This window comes from Variovorax davisae, assembly GCF_030316845.1.
GTDB lineage: Bacteria > Pseudomonadota > Gammaproteobacteria > Burkholderiales > Burkholderiaceae_C > Variovorax > Variovorax davisae.
Genome location: NZ_JASZYS010000008.1, coordinates 19,270 through 34,718, shown reverse-complemented (window position 1 = coordinate 34,718; position 15,449 = coordinate 19,270). Strand labels below are relative to the sequence as shown.

Below are 15,449 nucleotides of genomic sequence, written 5' to 3'. Positions count from 1 at the left end.
AGCACATGAGTTTGAACCCATCGCACATGAAGCCTGACCTCAGCCTCGTCATCGAAGAACCCATCGCCGGCCACTATTACTGGATGGTCGTGCGACCCGGCGGATGGCTGCGACTGGGGCCCTGCCAGGTGGTCGATGCGGGCAGCGGGCCGCTGCCGTCCTACCAGGCGGCGCAGGCGGCGGGCAACCGGGTGCTGGCCAGCTTCCAGCCGGTGGTCGAGCGGCCGACGCCGAGCGGCTTCGGCGGCGCCTGGGACATCATGACGATTCCGGGTGCGCTGAGCTGAGCCGGCCTTCCGCCAGCGCCGCGTGCAGGGCGTCGACGGCCTGCCGCCAGGCCTGGACCGCGGCGCGCTGCTCGGCATCCGCATCCCGCTCTTCCTGCGGCACCTTGGCGGCGTCGCGCAGGTGGCGCTCCTGCAACGGCAGGCGGCGGGCCGGAAACGGCGGCACCGGGATGCCGGCCTTGCGAAGGATCTTTTCTTTCCGGTGAAGGGTGAGCATGGCGAGACAAAGGGTTTCTACCCCCAGTCTCGGGCCGCGCGCCGCCCGGTCGAATAGTGCATTTGCACCATTGCGCACGGCGCGCAGGCATGGCCGCCCCAGTCGGCTCAGGCGAACACGTCCGATACGTAGCGTCCATGCGCATGCTCCATCCGGTCGGCCCAGGCCGATGCGGCGGCATCGTCGCTGCCGGTCGCCGTCCGGTAGATATGGATGAAGGTCTCGCGCACGGCCGGCGCCATGTGCTTGCCGTCGCCGCAGACATAGAACTGAGCGCCCAGGCGGAACAGCGCACCGATATCGGCCCGGTCCTGCCAGACCCTGTGTTGCACGAACATCACATCGCCCTCGGGTCGGGCCGAAAAGGCAGGCCGCAGCGCGACCACCCCGGCCGCCTCCCAGGCCGCGAACTGGTCGCGGTACAGGTAGTCGACGTCCGGGTCGTCGATGCCGAAGAACAGCAGCGCGGGGCCGACCTCGCGCCCGGCCGCCTTCTGCCAGGCCCGTTCCTGCAGGAAGCCCCGGAACGGCGCCACGCCGGTGCCGGCGCAGACCATCACGATCGGGGTCTTCGGGTCGACCGGCGGATGGAAGCCCGACTGCGATGGCCGCACCGCCACCGACACCTTGTCGCCCGCCTGCAGCCCGGCCAGGTAGGTCGACGCCACGCCCTGGAACCGGCCCTGCCCCGACAGCGCGGGCGTATCGACCACCGCGAAGGTCAGGCTGGCCTGCGCTTCGTCGGCCAGCGGCGAGGAAGAGATCGAATACTGGCGTGCCCGCAGGATCGGCAGCATGGCCAGGAAGCGGGCCAGGCTGATGTCGCACGAAGGCATGCGCTCGAGCAGGTCGAGGACGCTCACCCGGCGGCCGAGCACCTCGCGCGCATAGGCCTCCTCCTGGGTCAGGGCTTCGAGCGCCCGGCGTTCGGGCGGGCAGCGCGTGGCCTCGGCCAGCTGGGCGACCTGGGCCCGGGTCGCGGGCTGGGCCAGCTCGACATAGCCTGCCAGCACTTCGGCGGCGCCGATCGGGTAGTCGCCCGGCAGCGCGGACGCGGTGCCGGCCTGCTTGCGGATCACGATCTGCGCATCGGCGGCGAGCCCGAAGCGCGCCAGCGCGCGCGCCACGCTGGCCGCGGGGTTGCGGGCCAGCACGGCGAGGTAGTCGCCGCTGCGGTAGCGCATGCCGGCCGGCAGCGCGATCTGCAGGTGGCGCTTGGAACGGGCGCCGGCAATGCCGATGGCCACCAACTCACGGTTCTCGACGACGGTGCCGGGTTCGAGTTCGTTGAGCGCGAGCGCCCGCTCCCGGGCCGAGCTGACGACCTCGACCTCGAAGCCCGGCACCCCGCGCCGATCGGCCACCGCCAGGCCCGTGGCCGCGCCCAGGTCGTCCCACAGCCCTTGCGCCCATTCGTCGAAGGCGCCGAAGAAGTCGCCGCCCGCATCGGCCTCGCCGCGCGGGCGCAGGCGCACGGCGCCGGCGGCGGCGAAGGCGGCGTCGACCCGCTTGGGCACGGCCTGGTAGGTCCGGGCCCACTGTCGGTTGCCGCAGCCCAGCACCGCGAAGCGGAGGCCGTCCAGCGTGCCCGGCGCGCAGCCCTCGATCCACGACAGGAACTTCTTGGCGTTGTCCGGCGCCTGGCCCTCGTAGGAGGCCGTGACCACCAGCACCGGCGTCGCGGCCGCCAGCTCGCCCGTGTATTCGTCGAGGGTGGCGACCGTGGCCGCATGGCCCTGGCGCGGCGCCTCGGCCGCGATGCGGCGGGCGAACATCTCGCACGAACCGGTGTTGCTGCCGTAGAGCACCAGCAGCTTCGGCGCATCGGCCGGCAGCGCGACCTCGTCCGCAGCCTCCTTCACGAGCCGCTGGGGCACCGAGGGCACGGCGCTGCGCAACGCGAAACCGCCGCCGCCCGGCGCGCCCCGGCTGCGGGCGCGGATCGCCAGGCCGTGCGGCTTGATGGTCAGTGTCTCGGCGATCTCGAGCTGGTAGGACGGGTCGTCCAGCACGATGTCGAAGCGCTGCAGCATCATGGCGATCACGAGCTGCGCCTCCTGCATGGCGAAGGGCCGGCCGATGCAGGCGCGGGCGCCGTTGCCGAAAGGCTTCCATGCATTGGGCGGCAGCTGCTCGGCAGCGTCGGGCGCGAAGCGCTCCGGCCGGAAGTCCTCGGCGTCGTCGCCCCAGACCGCCGGGTCGCGGTGCAGCATCGGCTGCAGCACCAGCAGCGTGTCGCGGGTCGACAGCGGATAGCGTCCCGCCAGCAAGGTGTCGGCGATCGGCTTGACGCCGAAGGCCGGCGCGGTTGGCCACAGCCGCAGCGACTCCATGAGGATCTGCTCGATGTAGCGCAGCCGGGCCAGGTGCTCAATGCGCGGCATCTGGTCGCCCAGCACCTCGTCGACGATGGCGCGCGCCTTCAGCATCGCCTCGGGGTTCTTCAGCAGCAGGTAGCAGGCGAAGGACAGCAGGCCGCTGGTGGTCTCGTGGCCCGCGATCAGGAAGGTGACCATCTGGTAGCGGATGTTCTCGTCGGAGAGCTTCTCGCCCGTGACCGGATCGACGCCGTTGAGCATGACGTTGAGCAGGTCGTTCTTGCCCGCACCCTGCGGGTCGCTGCGCCGCTCGGCGATCAGCTGCTCGGCGACGCGCGCGAGCAGCGCCTGGTCGGCCTCGTAGCGGCGCCGGGTGCCCACCATCAGGTTCGACACCATCGCCGGCCGCCGGCCGCGCTGGCCGGCTTCGTCGAGCGCATCGACCATCGCGGCAACGAAGGGATGCATCTCGTTCTGGTAGAAGCTGTTGAAGCGGTAGTCGAAGGCGCACAGCGCGATCGTGTCGAGCGTCAGCCGGGTCATGTTGTCGGCGACGTCGATGACCGCCGAGGCGCCGAAGCGCTCCCACTTGACGAACATCTGGTGCGCGATGTCGACCATGCGGTCGAACATCGAGCGCACGCCCAGCGGTCCGAAAGCCGGCATCAGCAGCCGGTGCGCCTTGGCCCAGTTGGGCTCGCTGTTGTAGGCGGTGAAGAGGCCGTCGCCGGCGAAGGCGCGGATCTCCTGCAGCGGGCCGTGCACGCGCTTGTTGAAGCGGGTCTCGTCGCAGAGCTCGTCGACCAGCGCCTGCGCGCTGACCACGTAGACGTCGCGGCCCAGCAAGGTGAGCTTGAAGATCGGCCCGTAGATGCCGGCCAGCCGCATCATGCTCTGGATCGGCGCCTTCGAATCCAGCTCGCCGAGGTTGCCGATGATCGGCTTCAGCGGCGGCTGCGGCACCTGGGGCGGGGTCGTGGATGAAGGCTTCATGGAGGGTCCTCGGGGAGCGGGCCGATTATCCGGAGCTGCGGCGGCGATGGAAGCGCCCGCGCGCCGCCTTGGTGATCGCGACCACGCAGGGATGGGTGACGCGGCGCTCGACCGAGATGGCGAAGAACTCCTCGATCAGGCCGGCGGCGCGGCCGATCACCTCGACGCCGTACTGGGTGCAGGTCTCTTCCTCGAGCACCTCGGGCGTCATGAAGACGCCCCGGCCCTCGCCGCCGAAGGCCTTGAGCAGCGCGGCGTCGTCGAACTCGCCGATCGCCCGCGGCCGCAACCGGTGCTCGGCCAGCCACAGGTCGAGCCGCTGGCGCGCGGCCGACGAGGCGCCCTGGATCAGCATCGGCGCGCGGTCCAGGCACTGCGGGAACTCGCCGCGGAGCGTGCGCCTGAGCGCCGGGGTCGCGAAGAAGCTCATCGCCGTCGTGCCCAGGGTGTGGTTGAAGGCCTTGACGCCGACCTGCCGGCCCATCGGCTCGTCGGCGATCACCAGGTCGATGCGCTGCACCGACAACTGGCCGAGCAGGTCGCGGAAATTGCCTTCGTGGCAGATCAGGCGCACCGGCTCGGCGATGCCGAGCGCCGGCTCGAGCAGGCGGTAGGCGATCGACTTCGGCACCGCATCGGCGATGCCGACCCGGAAGTCGAGCGCACGGGCGCCCTCGCCCCGGCTGCCGAGCGCCGCCTCGAGCTCGGCGCCGAGCGCGAAGATCTGGTCGGCATAGCTCAACGCCGTGCGCCCCTCGGGCGTCAGCTCGAGCCCGCGGCCGCGCTTCTGGAACAAGGGGCTGCCCAGGCTGTCCTCGAGCAGCTTGATCTGCCCCGACAGCGTCTGGGGCGTGATGTGCAGCTGCTCGCTGGCGCGCACGATGCCGCCGGCCTTGGCGGCGGCCCAGAAATAGTGCAGGTGCTTGAAGTTCATCAGGCCCCAATACTACGGAAAAGCCGAATGAATAGTGTCAAAAATTCGACTTTTCTCGAAGGCTATATCGCCCTAGAGTGGGCTTCATGCGCGTGCACACGCGTGGTTTCTCAACCTACCAAGGACATTCGAATGAACGACAACACCCAGGTCTACAGCGCGCCCTATGCCGCGACGCCGGCCACCGCGCAGCGCAACCGGGTGCTGCGCAACACCTATTGGCTGCTGGCCCTGTCGATGCTGCCCACCGTGCTGGGCGCCTGGCTCGGTCTGTCGACCGGGCTGGCGCGCGCGATGTCGCCCGGCATCTCGATGGTGGTCTTCCTGGCCGGCGCCTTCGGCTTGATGTTCGCGATCGAGAAGACCAAGGATTCGGCCGCCGGCGTGCCGGTGCTGCTGGGCTTCACCTTCTTCATGGGCCTGATGCTGTCGCGCATGCTGGGCGTGGTGCTGGGCATGCAGAACGGCGCCAGCCTGGTGATGACGGCCTTCGCAGGCACCGGCGCGGTCTTCCTCGGCATGGCGATGCTGTCGTCCGTGATCAAGCGCGACCTGTCGGCCATGGGCAAGTGGCTCTTCATCGGCGCCATCCTGCTGCTGGTGGCCGGCGTCGCCAACTTCTTCATCCAGTCGGGCGCGCTGATGATCACGCTGGCGGTGCTGGCGATCGGCATCTTCTCGGCCTTCATCCTGCATGACCTCAAGCGCGTCAAGGACGGCCACGAGACCAACTACATCACGGCCACGCTGGGCGTCTACCTGAGCCTGTACAACGTGTTCCAGTCGCTGTTGATGCTGCTGGGCCTGGGCGGCAGCCGCGAGGAATGAGCATGACGGACCAGGAATCCCGCGCCATCGTCACGCTGGGTCTGATGGCGGCCTTCGCCGACGGCGACAAGCACGCGCGCGAACGCGAGGAGATCAAGCGCATCGCGGACGGCTTCTCCCGCGCCGAGGCGATCAACCTGCCGACGCTCTACCAGGACGTGCTGATGCAGCGCGTCTCGGTCGCCGACTTGGGCGCGCAGCTGCAAAGCCGCGGCGCCAAGCAGCTGGCCTACGAGATGGCGGTCTGCGTCTGCGACGCCGACGGCGCGCATTCGGAGGCCGAGCGCGCCTTTCTGGCCGAACTGCGCGCTTCGCTCGGGCTCGATGCCGCGGCTTCGGCCGCGTTCACCGAGCAGGCGCAGGCGATCGCGGCGGTGCCCGTGGCGGCGGGCGCCGTGGTGACTGCACCGGGCAGCGCGCCCGACGCCGCCGAACTCGACCAGGCCATCCTCAACGCTGCGATCCTGAACGGGGCGCTCGAGCTGCTGCCCGAGACGCTCTCGACCATGGCCATCATCCCGCTGCAGATGAAGCTGGTCTACCGCATCGGCAAGGCCTACGGCTTCGACCTCGACAGCGGCCACATCAAGGACTTCGTCGCCACGGTCGGCGTCGGCCTGACCTCTCAGTACCTGGAGCAGGCTGGCCGCAAGCTGCTCGGCGGCCTGCTGGGCAAGGTCGGCGGCGGCCTGCTCGGCGGCCTTGGCAAGCAGGCCGTGAGCTCGGGCATGAGCTTCGCCACCACCTATGCATTGGGCCATGTCGCCAGGCGCTACTACGCCGGTGGACGCCAGCTGTCGACCGAGATGCTCAAGGGCGCCTATGCGGGCGTGATGCAGGAGGCACAGGGGCTGCAGACGCGCTATCTGCCGGCGATGCAGGAGAAGGCACGCACGCTGGACGCGCGGCAGGTGCTGTCGATGGTGCGGGCGGCCTGAGTCAGGGGGCGGACATCGGGTGGTCCTTGGACCCCCAGAACTTCCACCAGGGCCGCGCCGCCGGCGTCGACTCGGGCGGCAGCTGCTGGAGCTGGCTGGCGCGCAGGCGCTGGCGGCACTCGACCTCCAGCGCGTGGGCGATGCCGAAGGCCTCCCGGTCGCCGCGCGAGGCCTGGGCGCGCCAGCTCACCGCCAGGCGCACGAGTTCGTCGTCGTCGATGTCGGCCAGCTGCGCCGGGGTCGGCACGCTCGAACTCATGGCTGATGGCGCCGATGTGCGCTTTTCGCGGGGTACATGGGGAAGATTATTGCGCATCTGCTCCCCCAGTCCGGCAGGTTGAGCAGCCGATTCGCAACGCCGGGCCGAAGAATCTTTTGGCTGCACCTGCATCCAATCGCGCCGTTGGCGGGTAGTTCCAGCAGCAGCAAGCCGCTGCCACCCCACCACCGAAGGAGCTTCCCATGCGTCACCTCATCCCCGCGCGCCCCGTCGTCGTCCCGCTGCTGGCCGCCGCCCTGCTGGCCGCCTGCGGCTCGATGCCCGCCCCCGGATCGGCTTTCTCGCAAGCCTCGCTGCCGGCCCCGATCCAGGTGCCGGCAGGCCACAAGGTCGCGCTGGAAACCGTCGGCATCGGCGAGATCACCTACGAATGCCGCGACAAGGCCGGTGCGCCCGGCCAGACCGAGTGGGTGTTCGTCGGGCCCAAGGCGGTGCTCAACGACCGCAGCGGCAAGGCGGTTGGCAAGTACTACGGCCCGCCCGCCACCTGGGAAGCCAACGACGGCTCGAAGCTCACGGCAACGCAGCTCGCGGTCGCGCCCTCCGGGCCCACCAGCCTGCCCTTCCAGCTGGTCAAGGCCAACCCGGCGACGGGCAGCGGTGCGATGAGCGGCGTCACCTACATCCAGCGGGTCGCGCTCCAGGGCGGCATCGCACCCGCCAATGCCTGCACGCCGGCCGCGAAGGGCCAGCAGGAAAGCGTGCGCTACCAGGCCGACTACATTTTCTGGAAAGCGGCCTGAGCCCTGGGGCCGTCGACTACGATGGCGCCTTGCCCGCCACCGAACCTTTCGACCACGACGCCGCGCTGGCCGCCTGCGCGCGCGGCGAACGTCAGGCGCTGGCGCAGATCTACAGCCTGGAAGGCCGCTACCTGCTGGGCGTGGCGCTGCGCATCGTGCGCCAGCGCCAGTCGGCGGAGGACGTGCTGCACGATGCCTTCGTCAGCATCTGGCAGCGCGCCGGGTCTTTCGACCCGCGCCGCGGCGCCGGACGGGGCTGGATCTACAGCGTGGTGCGGCATGCGGCGCTGAACTGGGTCCGCAGCCATGCGCGCGAGGTGCCGGTCGACGAAGAAAGCCAGGCCGCGCTCGAAGACGACGTGGCGCTGGCCCGTCATGCGACCAGCCTCGACCCGGCCGAGACGCGGGCCGACCTGGGCCGGCTCGAGGCCTGCCTCGAAAGGCTCGAAGCCGAACGCAGGGAGTGCATCGTGCTCGCCTATCTCGATGGCTGTTCGCACGGGGAAATCGCGCAGCGCACGCAGAAGCCGCTGGGCACCGTCAAGTCCTGGATCCAGCGCGGCATGCGCTCGTTGCGCGAATGCATGGCATGAACCCGAACGACATCACGCCCCCCTCCTCCGGCGACGCCCTCGACGCGCTGGCCGGCGACTACGTGCTCGGCACGCTGTCGGCCGCCACCCGCAGCGAGGTCGAGAGGCGCATGCGGCACGAGCCGGCGCTCCGCGCGGCGGTGGAGGGCTGGGAAGAACGCCTGCATCCGCTGGTGGCGCTCGCCGAGCCGGTGGCGCCATCGCCCGCGCTCTGGCGCCGGATCGACGCCAGCGTGTCGGCCCTGGCAGCGCCCCGCCGCACCGCCAGCCGCCCCGGCTGGTGGAGCAGCCTGCGCCTGTGGCGCGGGCTGGCCGGCGCCGGTTTCGCTGCGGCCGCCCTGATGGCGGCCGTGCTGGTGACGCGCATCCAGCCGGCGCCCGCCACGCAGTTCGTCGTGGTGCTGGTCGCGCCGCAGGACAAGGCCCCGGGCTGGGTGGTGCAGGCGGGCGCCGGTGCGCGCCGGCTGAGCCTGACCCCGCTGGGCAGCATCACGGTGCCGAGCGGCAAGTCGCTGCAGTTCTGGACCAAGGCCGATGGCTGGCGCGGCCCGGTGTCGCTGGGCCTCGTCACGCCGGGCCAGACGCTGCAGGTCCCGCTCGACCGGCTGCCGCCGCTGGAGCCGAACCAACTGTTCGAACTGACCCTCGAGCCGGCGGACGGCTCGCCGCTCGATCGACCGACCGGGCCGATCCAGTTCATCGGCCGGGCGGTGAAGGTGCTTTAGCGAACGCCGGCCGCTCTTCTCTTCAGTTGCCGGCGCGTTCGTGCCGATCGGCAGCCGCGAACAAGTCGTCCGAGAAGCTGCGATCGGTGCGGGCGAAGGTCCATGCCCATTCGCGCACCGCATCGGCTTCGGCCTTGCGCGACAGCGGCGCCTCGGGCGCCGCCACCTTCCAGCCGGTCAGCAGCCGGAGGCCGAAGCCCAGGACGCGCGACAGGGCGTGCGAAACCGGCGAGGAACCGGGTGCGTCGACGGAAAGGCCGTTGGCAAGGATCGTGGACATGAAAAGGGTTCTCCGGGGGGAGCGACGCCGAGACGGGTCGCGTACGGGCTCAATTATAGGGTTAACCCTAGTTTGTTGCTGTCCGATCGGGCGCTGGGGTCATGTACATCCTGTTTCTCAATAAGTAAAAACCCTTAATTTTTGGCACGCGTATTGCTGCACTGCAGCAAAAGCAGACGGCATGCCCCATCGATGTGCTGCGACAGCGGAGACGCCCGGTCCTGAAAAGCCACCCGTCCACTCAAGCGAGGCGCCCATGAACGCAAGCACTGTCCAGGAATCGATCCAGATTGCAGATGCCGAGCCCGCCGGTTGGCGGGGCCGGCTGCGGCGCTGGCGCGGCAGCTCGTCGGAGTCGGTCGTCCCTCGCCTCGCGGGCTACGCGCTGCTGGCCTTCGTCCTGTGGCTGGTGGTCACGACCCTGATCCAGCCGCTGGTGTCGCGGCAGGCGACCCGCACGGTGCTGCAGGCGCCGGTGCTGCTGGTCACCTCGCCGATCAGCGGCGTGGTGACGCAGATGACGGTGCGCGCGCTCGACAAGATCGATGCCGGGGCGGTGGTCGCCACGGTGCAGAACCCGACCATCGACCGCGACATCCTCACCACGCTGAGCACCCAGCGCCTGGCGTTGCAGAGCCAGGTGTCGCAGCTGGCCAACCAGCTCCATGCCTCGGACGAGGAACTGCAGTTCGTCGAGCAGCAGGTCAGGCTGTACCGCCAGGCCTCGATGGCGCAGACCCGCGACGCCTGGCAGATCGCCCAGCGCCAGCGCGAGGTGGCGCTGACCAACGTGGCGGAGCAGGAGCTCAAGGTGCGCCACACCTCCGCAATGCTCGACCAGGGCGCGATCAGTCCGCAGGCGATGGACGCCGCCCAGGCCCAGCTGAGCACCTCGCGCGCCAACGCCGCGGTGGCCGAGCAGGCCTATGCCGGTCTCGGCAAGAGCGTCGCGATCGCCAGCCAGGGGGCGTTCGTGAGCAGTGGCAGCGGGACGGTGTTCCAGACGCTGGTGAGCCGCCGCGAAACGCTCGCGGGCAGCATCGCGCGCGCCCAGCAGGACAGCACGGCGGTGCAGAAGCAGTTGCGCGAAGTGATGGCGCTCGAAGACGACGAACGGCGCCGCATCGACCGGCTGGCGGCCTATGAAGTGCGCGCGCTGCAGGCCGGGCAGGTGCACACCGTGCTGATGCCGCAGGGCAGCTTCGTGCCGCAGGGCGCCACGCTGGTGCGAATGATCGACTGCAGCCGCATCGAAGTGGTGGCGGTGTTCCCGCCGCGTCTCGCGAAGCGCCTCAACATGGGCTCGATGCTCACCGTGACGACCGACGACAGCGGCCTGGAGGTTCCGGCGCGCGTCACCCAGCTGCTGCCGGTCGCGCCGGACGAACTGCAGAGCAGCTACATCGTGCCCTTCCCGTTCGCGGAGCAGGGTTCGGTGTATGCGGTGGCACGGATCGAATCGAAGACGACCGAGCCTTCGGCGCAGCGCAGCCTGTGCGCGCCCGGCAAGGTGGTGTCGGCCAGGCTGAACAGCTGAGCGCCGACGATGGACTTCTCATCGCCCAACTGGCCACGCGCGCTGCTCGTCGCGCTGGCCCTGCTCGCAGGCCCGGTCGCCACCGCGGCGGCCGCCAGCGACATCCGGCAGGCACTCGCGCGGCAGAGCTGCGACGGGCTGCGCCGCGCGGTCGCCACCGATGCGCGCGGCGAGCCGGCAACGCCGCTGCTGTTGACGAGCTATCGCCCGGACAGGGTCATCGAGGGTGTTCCGCCGCTCGAGACGACCCTGGCGAACGTCGCCTTCGTCTATGACAACGCACTGGCGGGCATCGCGCTGCTGGCCTGCGGCGAGACCGCTTCGGCCGGGCGCATCGCCGATGCGATCGTGCGCGCGGTCGAGCGCGATCCGCACTACACGGATGGCCGGGTGCGCAACGCCTACCGCGCCGGCCCGCTGGCCGATGCCAAACCGGTGCTGCCCGGCCACTGGGATGCGGCAAGGAACCAGTGGATCGCCGACGCCTACCAGCTCAGCACGGCCACGGGCAACGTGGCATGGGCCGCCCTGCTGCTGCTGAACGTGAACCAGGTGGCGCCCGCCCCGCGCTATGTCGACGCGACGACGAAGCTGTTGACGTGGATCGAGCAACGCACGCGCGCCGTGGTCGATCCCGATGGCTACCAGGGCGGCTGGTACGGCTGGGACGATGCGCAGGGCGCGCAGACCTGGAAGTCGACCGAGCACCACATCGACATCGCGATGGCGGCCGCATGGGCCGCCCGCTCGAGCGCCCGGCCCGAGCAGGCCCGCCAGGCGCAGACCGCGCTGGCCTTCGTGTCGCGCATGTGGAACGCGCAGCAGCAGCGCTTCCACATCGGCACCCAGGCCGACGGCAAGACCATCGCCACCACCGGCTCGGGGCTCGATGCCCAGCTGTGGCCCGTGCTGGCGGCACCTGCGGGCTCCTGCAGCTGGCGGGCCGGCCTCGCCTGGGTCGAACGCAACCACCGCTACGGCGACGGCTACGGCTTCTCGCAGCAGCCCGACGGCATCTGGACCGAAGGCAGCGCGCAGGCCGCCGCCACGCTGCTGGCCGTGAAGGGCGCGGCGCCCGAGGCGCTGTGGCAACTGCTGGCCTCGCAGCGCGCCGACAACGGCCTCTACTACGCGACGCCGAGCCCGCGCATCTCGACCGGACTGGCCATCGGGCCCGATTCGGCCGGCGCCGACTTCTTCTACTACCGCTGGCCCCACCTCGGTGCCACCGCCTGGATCGCGCTCGCCGCGACGGGCTGGAACCCGTTCACCGGAAGCACCACCGCCACAGGAGAGAAGCCATGTTCGAGCTGATCGATACCCCCGAGTTCAGGGTCAATCTGATCGTCGTGGGCCTGGCCCTGATGATGATCTTCCACGCCCGCGCGCAACGGCTCTCGCACCGCGCCGTGTTCGGCTTCCTGACCGCGCTGGTGCTGGTGCGCTACGTGGTGTGGCGCCTGGCCGAGACGCTGCCGCCGCCGGACCTCGGCTTCGGCACGCTGGTCGGCTGGGTGTTCCTGGTGTTCGAGATGGTGTCGATCCTCTACACCCTGATGTCGATCCAGATGCTGACCGGGCGGCGCGACAACCACGGGCTCGCCGACGAGGGCGAGGCCGCGCTGCGCGCGCGCGGCGCCGACGTGCCGGCCGTGGACGTCTTCATCTGCACCTACAACGAAGAACTCGGCGTGCTCGAGAAGACGATCCTGGCGGCGCAGGCGATCGACTACCCGCAGGTCGCGGTCTGGGTGCTCGACGACACGCGCCGCGACTGGCTGCGCGACTACTGCGCCCGCAAGGGCGTGCACTACGCACGGCGGCCCGACAACGCGCACGCCAAGGCCGGCAACCTCAACAACGGCCTGCGCCAGTCGGCGGCGGCCACCGATGCGCCCTACATCCTGGTGCTCGACGCCGACTTCACGCCCCATCGCAACATCGTCTACCGGATGCTGGGCCTGTTCGACGATCCGAAGGTGGGCCTGGTGCAGACGCCGCAGTTCTACTACAACGCCGACCCGATCCAGCACAACCTGCGCGCCACCGACAGCTGGGTCGACGAGCAGCGCGTGTTCTTCGACGTGCTGCAGCCGGCCAAGGACGCGGCCGACGTCGCCTTCTGCGTCGGCACCTCCTTCATCGTGCGGCGCGACGCCATCACCGCCGCCGGCGGCTTCCCGACCGGCAGCGTGTGCGAGGACATCTACACCACCTACACGCTGATGCGCTTCGGCTGGGTCACGCGCTGGCTCAACGAGCGGCTGTCGAACGGGCTGTCGGCCGACAGCATCATCGACTACATCAACCAGCGCAGCCGCTGGTGCCTGGGCACCATCCAGGTGGCGCTGCTGCGCGACGGTCCGCTGCGCGGCAAGGGCTACAGCGTGGCGGCGCGCCTGCACTACGTGCACGGCCTGCTGCACTGGCTCAGCAAGCCTTTCATCCTGCTGATCCTCGCGGCGCCCGCGCTGTACTGGTACACGGGCGTCTCGGCCTTCCACGCCACGCCCCAGGCCTTCGCGCTCTACGGCCTGCCGCCGCTGGTCATGTTCTGGGGCTACACCTACTGGATCAGCCAGCGGCGCTGCCTGCCGGTGTTCACCGAGGTGACGCAGATCGTCGCCGCGATGGCCGTGACGCGCACCATCGTCAGCGCGCTGATCCGGCCCTTCGGGCGGCCGTTCAAGGTCACGGCCAAGGGGCAGGACCGCTCGAAGACGGTGGTGCACTGGAACCTGGTGGCGGTCTTCGGCGGGCTCATCGTCGCGATGGAGATGGGCGCGCTCAACGCCATCGGCAGCGCGATGAGCACCGGGGACCTGCTCAACGTGATCTGGACCCTGGTCGCCACGGTCTACTGCCTGGCGGCGCTGATCGCCTGCATCGACCGGCCGCGGCCGGACCACGACGAGCGCTTTCCCTGCGACGCCGCGACCAACGTCCGCAGCGCCGCGGGCGTCGGCGCCACGCAGTTCATCGAGATCGCGGTGGACGGCGCCTTGCTGCGCGACAGCGCCCTGCTGCGGCGGATCCCCGTCGGCCAGCCGCTGGACATCCATGTCGATCACGTCGGCTGGGTGCCCGCGCTGCTGGCCGATCACACGCCGGCCGGCGCCGAGCTGAGCTTCGCCGGCGACGAGGCCGTGCACGACCGCCTGATCCGCCATGTGTTCAGCCTGCCGCCGAGCCATGTCGCCACGCAGGTGCGGCCGGGCCGGGCGGCGCTGGCCTTCCTCGGCAGCGCGGGCTGGCGCTGGCCGCGCATTCCGATGCCGCGGATGCACGGCTTCGCCGCCACCGCCCCGCTGGTGGCGGCCCTGGTGCTCGGGGTGCTGGTCCTCGGCGGCTGCAGCCTCACGCCGGCACTCAAGCCGGCCGATGTCGCACTGCCGGCGACCTGGCCGACCGGCGTCACCGGCACCGACGCGGCGCCCATGGCATGGCAGGCCTTCGTGCGCGACGACGAGTTGCGCGCGCTGATCGCCACCGCGCTGGCGCAGAACCGCGACCTGCGCACCTACGCCGCCAAGGCCCGCGAGGCCCGCGCCGTCTACGCGGGCACGCGCTCCAGCCTGTTCCCGGAGATCGGGGTCGTGGGCTATGCCGAGCGCGGCGACATGGCGACCGCGCTGGGTTCCACGGGTGTGATCACCAGCAACCAGCCGATCGGCCGGGTCGGCAACACCTACGCCATCCAGGCCGGCATCACGGCCTACGAGCTCGACTTCTTCGGCCGCGTCGATGCCGGCGTCAAGCAGGCCGGCTCGCAGGCCCAGGCGATCGAGCGCGACTACGCCGCGGCGCGCATGAACCTGGTGGGCGAAGTCTCGAACGCCTACCTCACGCTGCGCGCCGACCGCGCGCTGCTGGCCCTGGCCGAGGCCGACCTGAAGAGCCAGAGCGACAGCACCGACATCATGAAGCGCGCCCGCTCGGTCGGCGGCACCTCCGACCTCGACCTGCTGCGCTCGCAGTCGCTGGTGCAGCGCGCCCTGGTGCAGCGCGAGGAGTTCAGCATGCGCGTGGGGCAGGACCTGCAGTGGCTCACGGTGCTGGTCGGCCAGCCGGTGGCGGCGAGCACCGGCATGCAGCGGCCCTGGCCGGACCGCTCGGTGGCCGAGGTGCCGATCGGCCTGCCGGCCAGCCTGCTGCAACGCCGGCCCGACCTGCTGGCCGCCTATGCGCGGGTCGAAGCGGCGAACGCGGGCGTCGGGGCCGCCAAGGCGGCGTTCTATCCGACCTTCTCGCTGACCGCGGTGGCCGGCGGGCTCAGCAGCGAGTTCTCGAACCTGCTGAACAGCGGCAACCGCAGCTGGGCCACGGTGCTCGGGGTCTCGCTGCCGATCCTCGACTGGGGCCGCCGGTCGGCCAACCTCACGGCCAACGAAGAACGTCTGTCCGCCGCCATGTCGGGCTACGAGCACGCGGTGCAGCAGGCGCTGCGCGAAACCGCCAACGCGCTGATCGCGAACAGCCACCTGTCACCACAGCTCGAGGCGCAGCAGGGCCGCGTGCAGGCGCTCGAGAAAGTGGCGGTCATCTCGCGCACGCGCTTTCGCAACGGCCTGGAGGACTACTTCGCCGGTGCCGACGCGCAGCGCGAGCTCTACATCGAGCAGCGGCAGTGGATCGAACTGCAGCTCAAGCAGGCGGTGAACACGGTGAACCTGTACAAGGCGCTGGGCGGGGGGTGGGACGTGGCGCCGCAGGCGCAGGCCGCGGCAGCGGCGGCGAGCGCCATGCCTTGAGTGTCCGGCTCGCCGGCGCCGTCCC

The 15,449-nt window shown here is 70.5% G+C and carries 14 protein-coding genes; 9 read left to right on the top strand and 5 right to left on the bottom strand.

Annotated elements, in window-relative coordinates:
• The first annotated feature begins 26 nt into the window (after positions 1–26).
• On the top strand, positions 27–287 hold the full coding sequence (locus tag QTI33_RS19005; protein WP_286507790.1) for a hypothetical protein: 261 nt from the start codon (positions 27–29) through the stop codon (positions 285–287).
• Here QTI33_RS19005 and QTI33_RS19000 read toward each other — a convergent pair.
• From QTI33_RS19000 to nhaR, 3 genes are all read right to left on the bottom strand, one after another.
• A complete protein-coding gene (locus tag QTI33_RS19000) occupies positions 259–504 on the bottom strand; it encodes a hypothetical protein (protein WP_286507789.1) in 246 nt (81 codons plus the stop codon). The genes QTI33_RS19005 and QTI33_RS19000 overlap by 29 nt on opposite strands.
• 107 nt (positions 505–611) lie before the next feature.
• On the bottom strand, positions 612–3,815 hold the full coding sequence (locus QTI33_RS18995; RefSeq protein ID WP_286507788.1) for a bifunctional cytochrome P450/NADPH--P450 reductase: 3,204 nt from the start codon (positions 3,813–3,815) through the stop codon (positions 612–614).
• 25 nt (positions 3,816–3,840) lie between these two features.
• Entirely contained in the window at positions 3,841–4,749 is a 909-nt protein-coding gene (gene nhaR, locus QTI33_RS18990) for a transcriptional activator NhaR (RefSeq protein ID WP_286507787.1), read from the bottom strand.
• A gap of 132 nt (positions 4,750–4,881) precedes the next feature.
• Between nhaR and QTI33_RS18985 the strand changes: the two genes are divergently transcribed.
• On the top strand, positions 4,882–5,577 hold the full coding sequence (locus tag QTI33_RS18985) for a Bax inhibitor-1 family protein (RefSeq protein WP_286507785.1): 696 nt from the start codon (positions 4,882–4,884) through the stop codon (positions 5,575–5,577).
• A 2-nt stretch (positions 5,578–5,579) separates the two neighbouring features.
• Complete coding sequence (locus QTI33_RS18980; RefSeq protein ID WP_286507784.1) at positions 5,580–6,515, top strand: YcjF family protein; 936 nt, start codon at positions 5,580–5,582, stop codon at positions 6,513–6,515.
• A gap of 1 nt (position 6,516) precedes the next feature.
• Here QTI33_RS18980 and QTI33_RS18975 read toward each other — a convergent pair whose 3' ends face one another.
• On the bottom strand, positions 6,517–6,774 hold the full coding sequence (locus QTI33_RS18975; protein ID WP_286507783.1) for a hypothetical protein: 258 nt from the start codon (positions 6,772–6,774) through the stop codon (positions 6,517–6,519).
• Between the two features lie 203 nt (positions 6,775–6,977).
• Here QTI33_RS18975 and QTI33_RS18970 point away from each other — a divergent pair, with 203 nt between their 5' ends.
• The 3 genes from QTI33_RS18970 to QTI33_RS18960 are packed head-to-tail and all read left to right on the top strand — an operon-like array spanning position 6,978 to position 8,856.
• Positions 6,978–7,538 (top strand): DUF3455 domain-containing protein, encoded by a 561-nt coding sequence (locus QTI33_RS18970; protein ID WP_286507781.1) that lies wholly within the window; start codon positions 6,978–6,980, stop codon positions 7,536–7,538.
• A gap of 29 nt (positions 7,539–7,567) precedes the next feature.
• The gene (locus QTI33_RS18965) at positions 7,568–8,131 is read left to right on the top strand and encodes a sigma-70 family RNA polymerase sigma factor (RefSeq protein ID WP_286507780.1); all 564 of its coding nucleotides are present in this window, start codon (positions 7,568–7,570) and stop codon (positions 8,129–8,131) included.
• Positions 8,128–8,856 (top strand): anti-sigma factor, encoded by a 729-nt coding sequence (locus QTI33_RS18960; protein WP_286507778.1) that lies wholly within the window; start codon positions 8,128–8,130, stop codon positions 8,854–8,856. The genes QTI33_RS18965 and QTI33_RS18960 overlap by 4 nt, the downstream gene beginning before the upstream one ends.
• A 22-nt stretch (positions 8,857–8,878) precedes the next feature.
• On the opposite strand, the gene QTI33_RS18955 is transcribed toward QTI33_RS18960, so the two are convergent.
• Positions 8,879–9,136: a hypothetical protein gene (locus tag QTI33_RS18955; protein WP_286507776.1), complete on the bottom strand. Its 258-nt coding sequence runs from the start codon at positions 9,134–9,136 to the stop codon at positions 8,879–8,881.
• 256 nt (positions 9,137–9,392) lie between these two features.
• On the opposite strand from QTI33_RS18955, the gene QTI33_RS18950 reads away from it, so the two are divergent.
• Genes QTI33_RS18950 through QTI33_RS18940 form a run of 3 tightly spaced genes read left to right on the top strand, consistent with a single transcriptional unit; the run spans position 9,393 to position 15,424 of the window.
• Positions 9,393–10,673, top strand: a complete 1,281-nt coding sequence (locus QTI33_RS18950) for an HlyD family secretion protein (RefSeq protein WP_286507775.1) — start codon at positions 9,393–9,395, stop codon at positions 10,671–10,673.
• A 9-nt stretch (positions 10,674–10,682) separates the two neighbouring features.
• Positions 10,683–11,987 carry a hypothetical protein gene (locus QTI33_RS18945; RefSeq protein ID WP_286507774.1) on the top strand — a complete coding sequence of 435 codons (1,305 nt, stop codon included), beginning with the start codon at positions 10,683–10,685 and terminating at the stop codon, positions 11,985–11,987.
• Complete coding sequence (locus tag QTI33_RS18940; protein WP_286507773.1) at positions 11,975–15,424, top strand: efflux transporter outer membrane subunit; 3,450 nt, start codon at positions 11,975–11,977, stop codon at positions 15,422–15,424. Before QTI33_RS18945 ends, QTI33_RS18940 begins: the two co-directional genes overlap by 13 nt.
• Positions 15,425–15,449: the final 25 nt, after the last annotated feature.

Excerpts from the sequence above, each read along its gene's own strand:
- QTI33_RS19005 (WP_286507790.1), top strand. The coding sequence starts at position 27 with ATGAAGCCTGACCTCAGCCTCGTCATCGAAGAACCCATCGCCGGCCAC.
- QTI33_RS19000 (WP_286507789.1), bottom strand. The coding sequence starts at position 504 with ATGCTCACCCTTCACCGGAAAGAAAAGATCCTTCGCAAGGCCGGCATC.
- QTI33_RS18995 (WP_286507788.1), bottom strand. The coding sequence starts at position 3,815 with ATGAAGCCTTCATCCACGACCCCGCCCCAGGTGCCGCAGCCGCCGCTG.
- nhaR (WP_286507787.1), bottom strand. The coding sequence starts at position 4,749 with ATGAACTTCAAGCACCTGCACTATTTCTGGGCCGCCGCCAAGGCCGGC.
- QTI33_RS18985 (WP_286507785.1), top strand. The coding sequence starts at position 4,882 with ATGAACGACAACACCCAGGTCTACAGCGCGCCCTATGCCGCGACGCCG.
- QTI33_RS18980 (WP_286507784.1), top strand. The coding sequence starts at position 5,580 with ATGACGGACCAGGAATCCCGCGCCATCGTCACGCTGGGTCTGATGGCG.
- QTI33_RS18975 (WP_286507783.1), bottom strand. The coding sequence starts at position 6,774 with ATGAGTTCGAGCGTGCCGACCCCGGCGCAGCTGGCCGACATCGACGAC.
- QTI33_RS18970 (WP_286507781.1), top strand. The coding sequence starts at position 6,978 with ATGCGTCACCTCATCCCCGCGCGCCCCGTCGTCGTCCCGCTGCTGGCC.
- QTI33_RS18960 (WP_286507778.1), top strand. The coding sequence starts at position 8,128 with ATGAACCCGAACGACATCACGCCCCCCTCCTCCGGCGACGCCCTCGAC.
- QTI33_RS18955 (WP_286507776.1), bottom strand. The coding sequence starts at position 9,136 with ATGTCCACGATCCTTGCCAACGGCCTTTCCGTCGACGCACCCGGTTCC.
- QTI33_RS18950 (WP_286507775.1), top strand. The coding sequence starts at position 9,393 with ATGAACGCAAGCACTGTCCAGGAATCGATCCAGATTGCAGATGCCGAG.
- QTI33_RS18945 (WP_286507774.1), top strand. The coding sequence starts at position 10,683 with ATGGACTTCTCATCGCCCAACTGGCCACGCGCGCTGCTCGTCGCGCTG.
- QTI33_RS18940 (WP_286507773.1), top strand. The coding sequence starts at position 11,975 with ATGTTCGAGCTGATCGATACCCCCGAGTTCAGGGTCAATCTGATCGTC.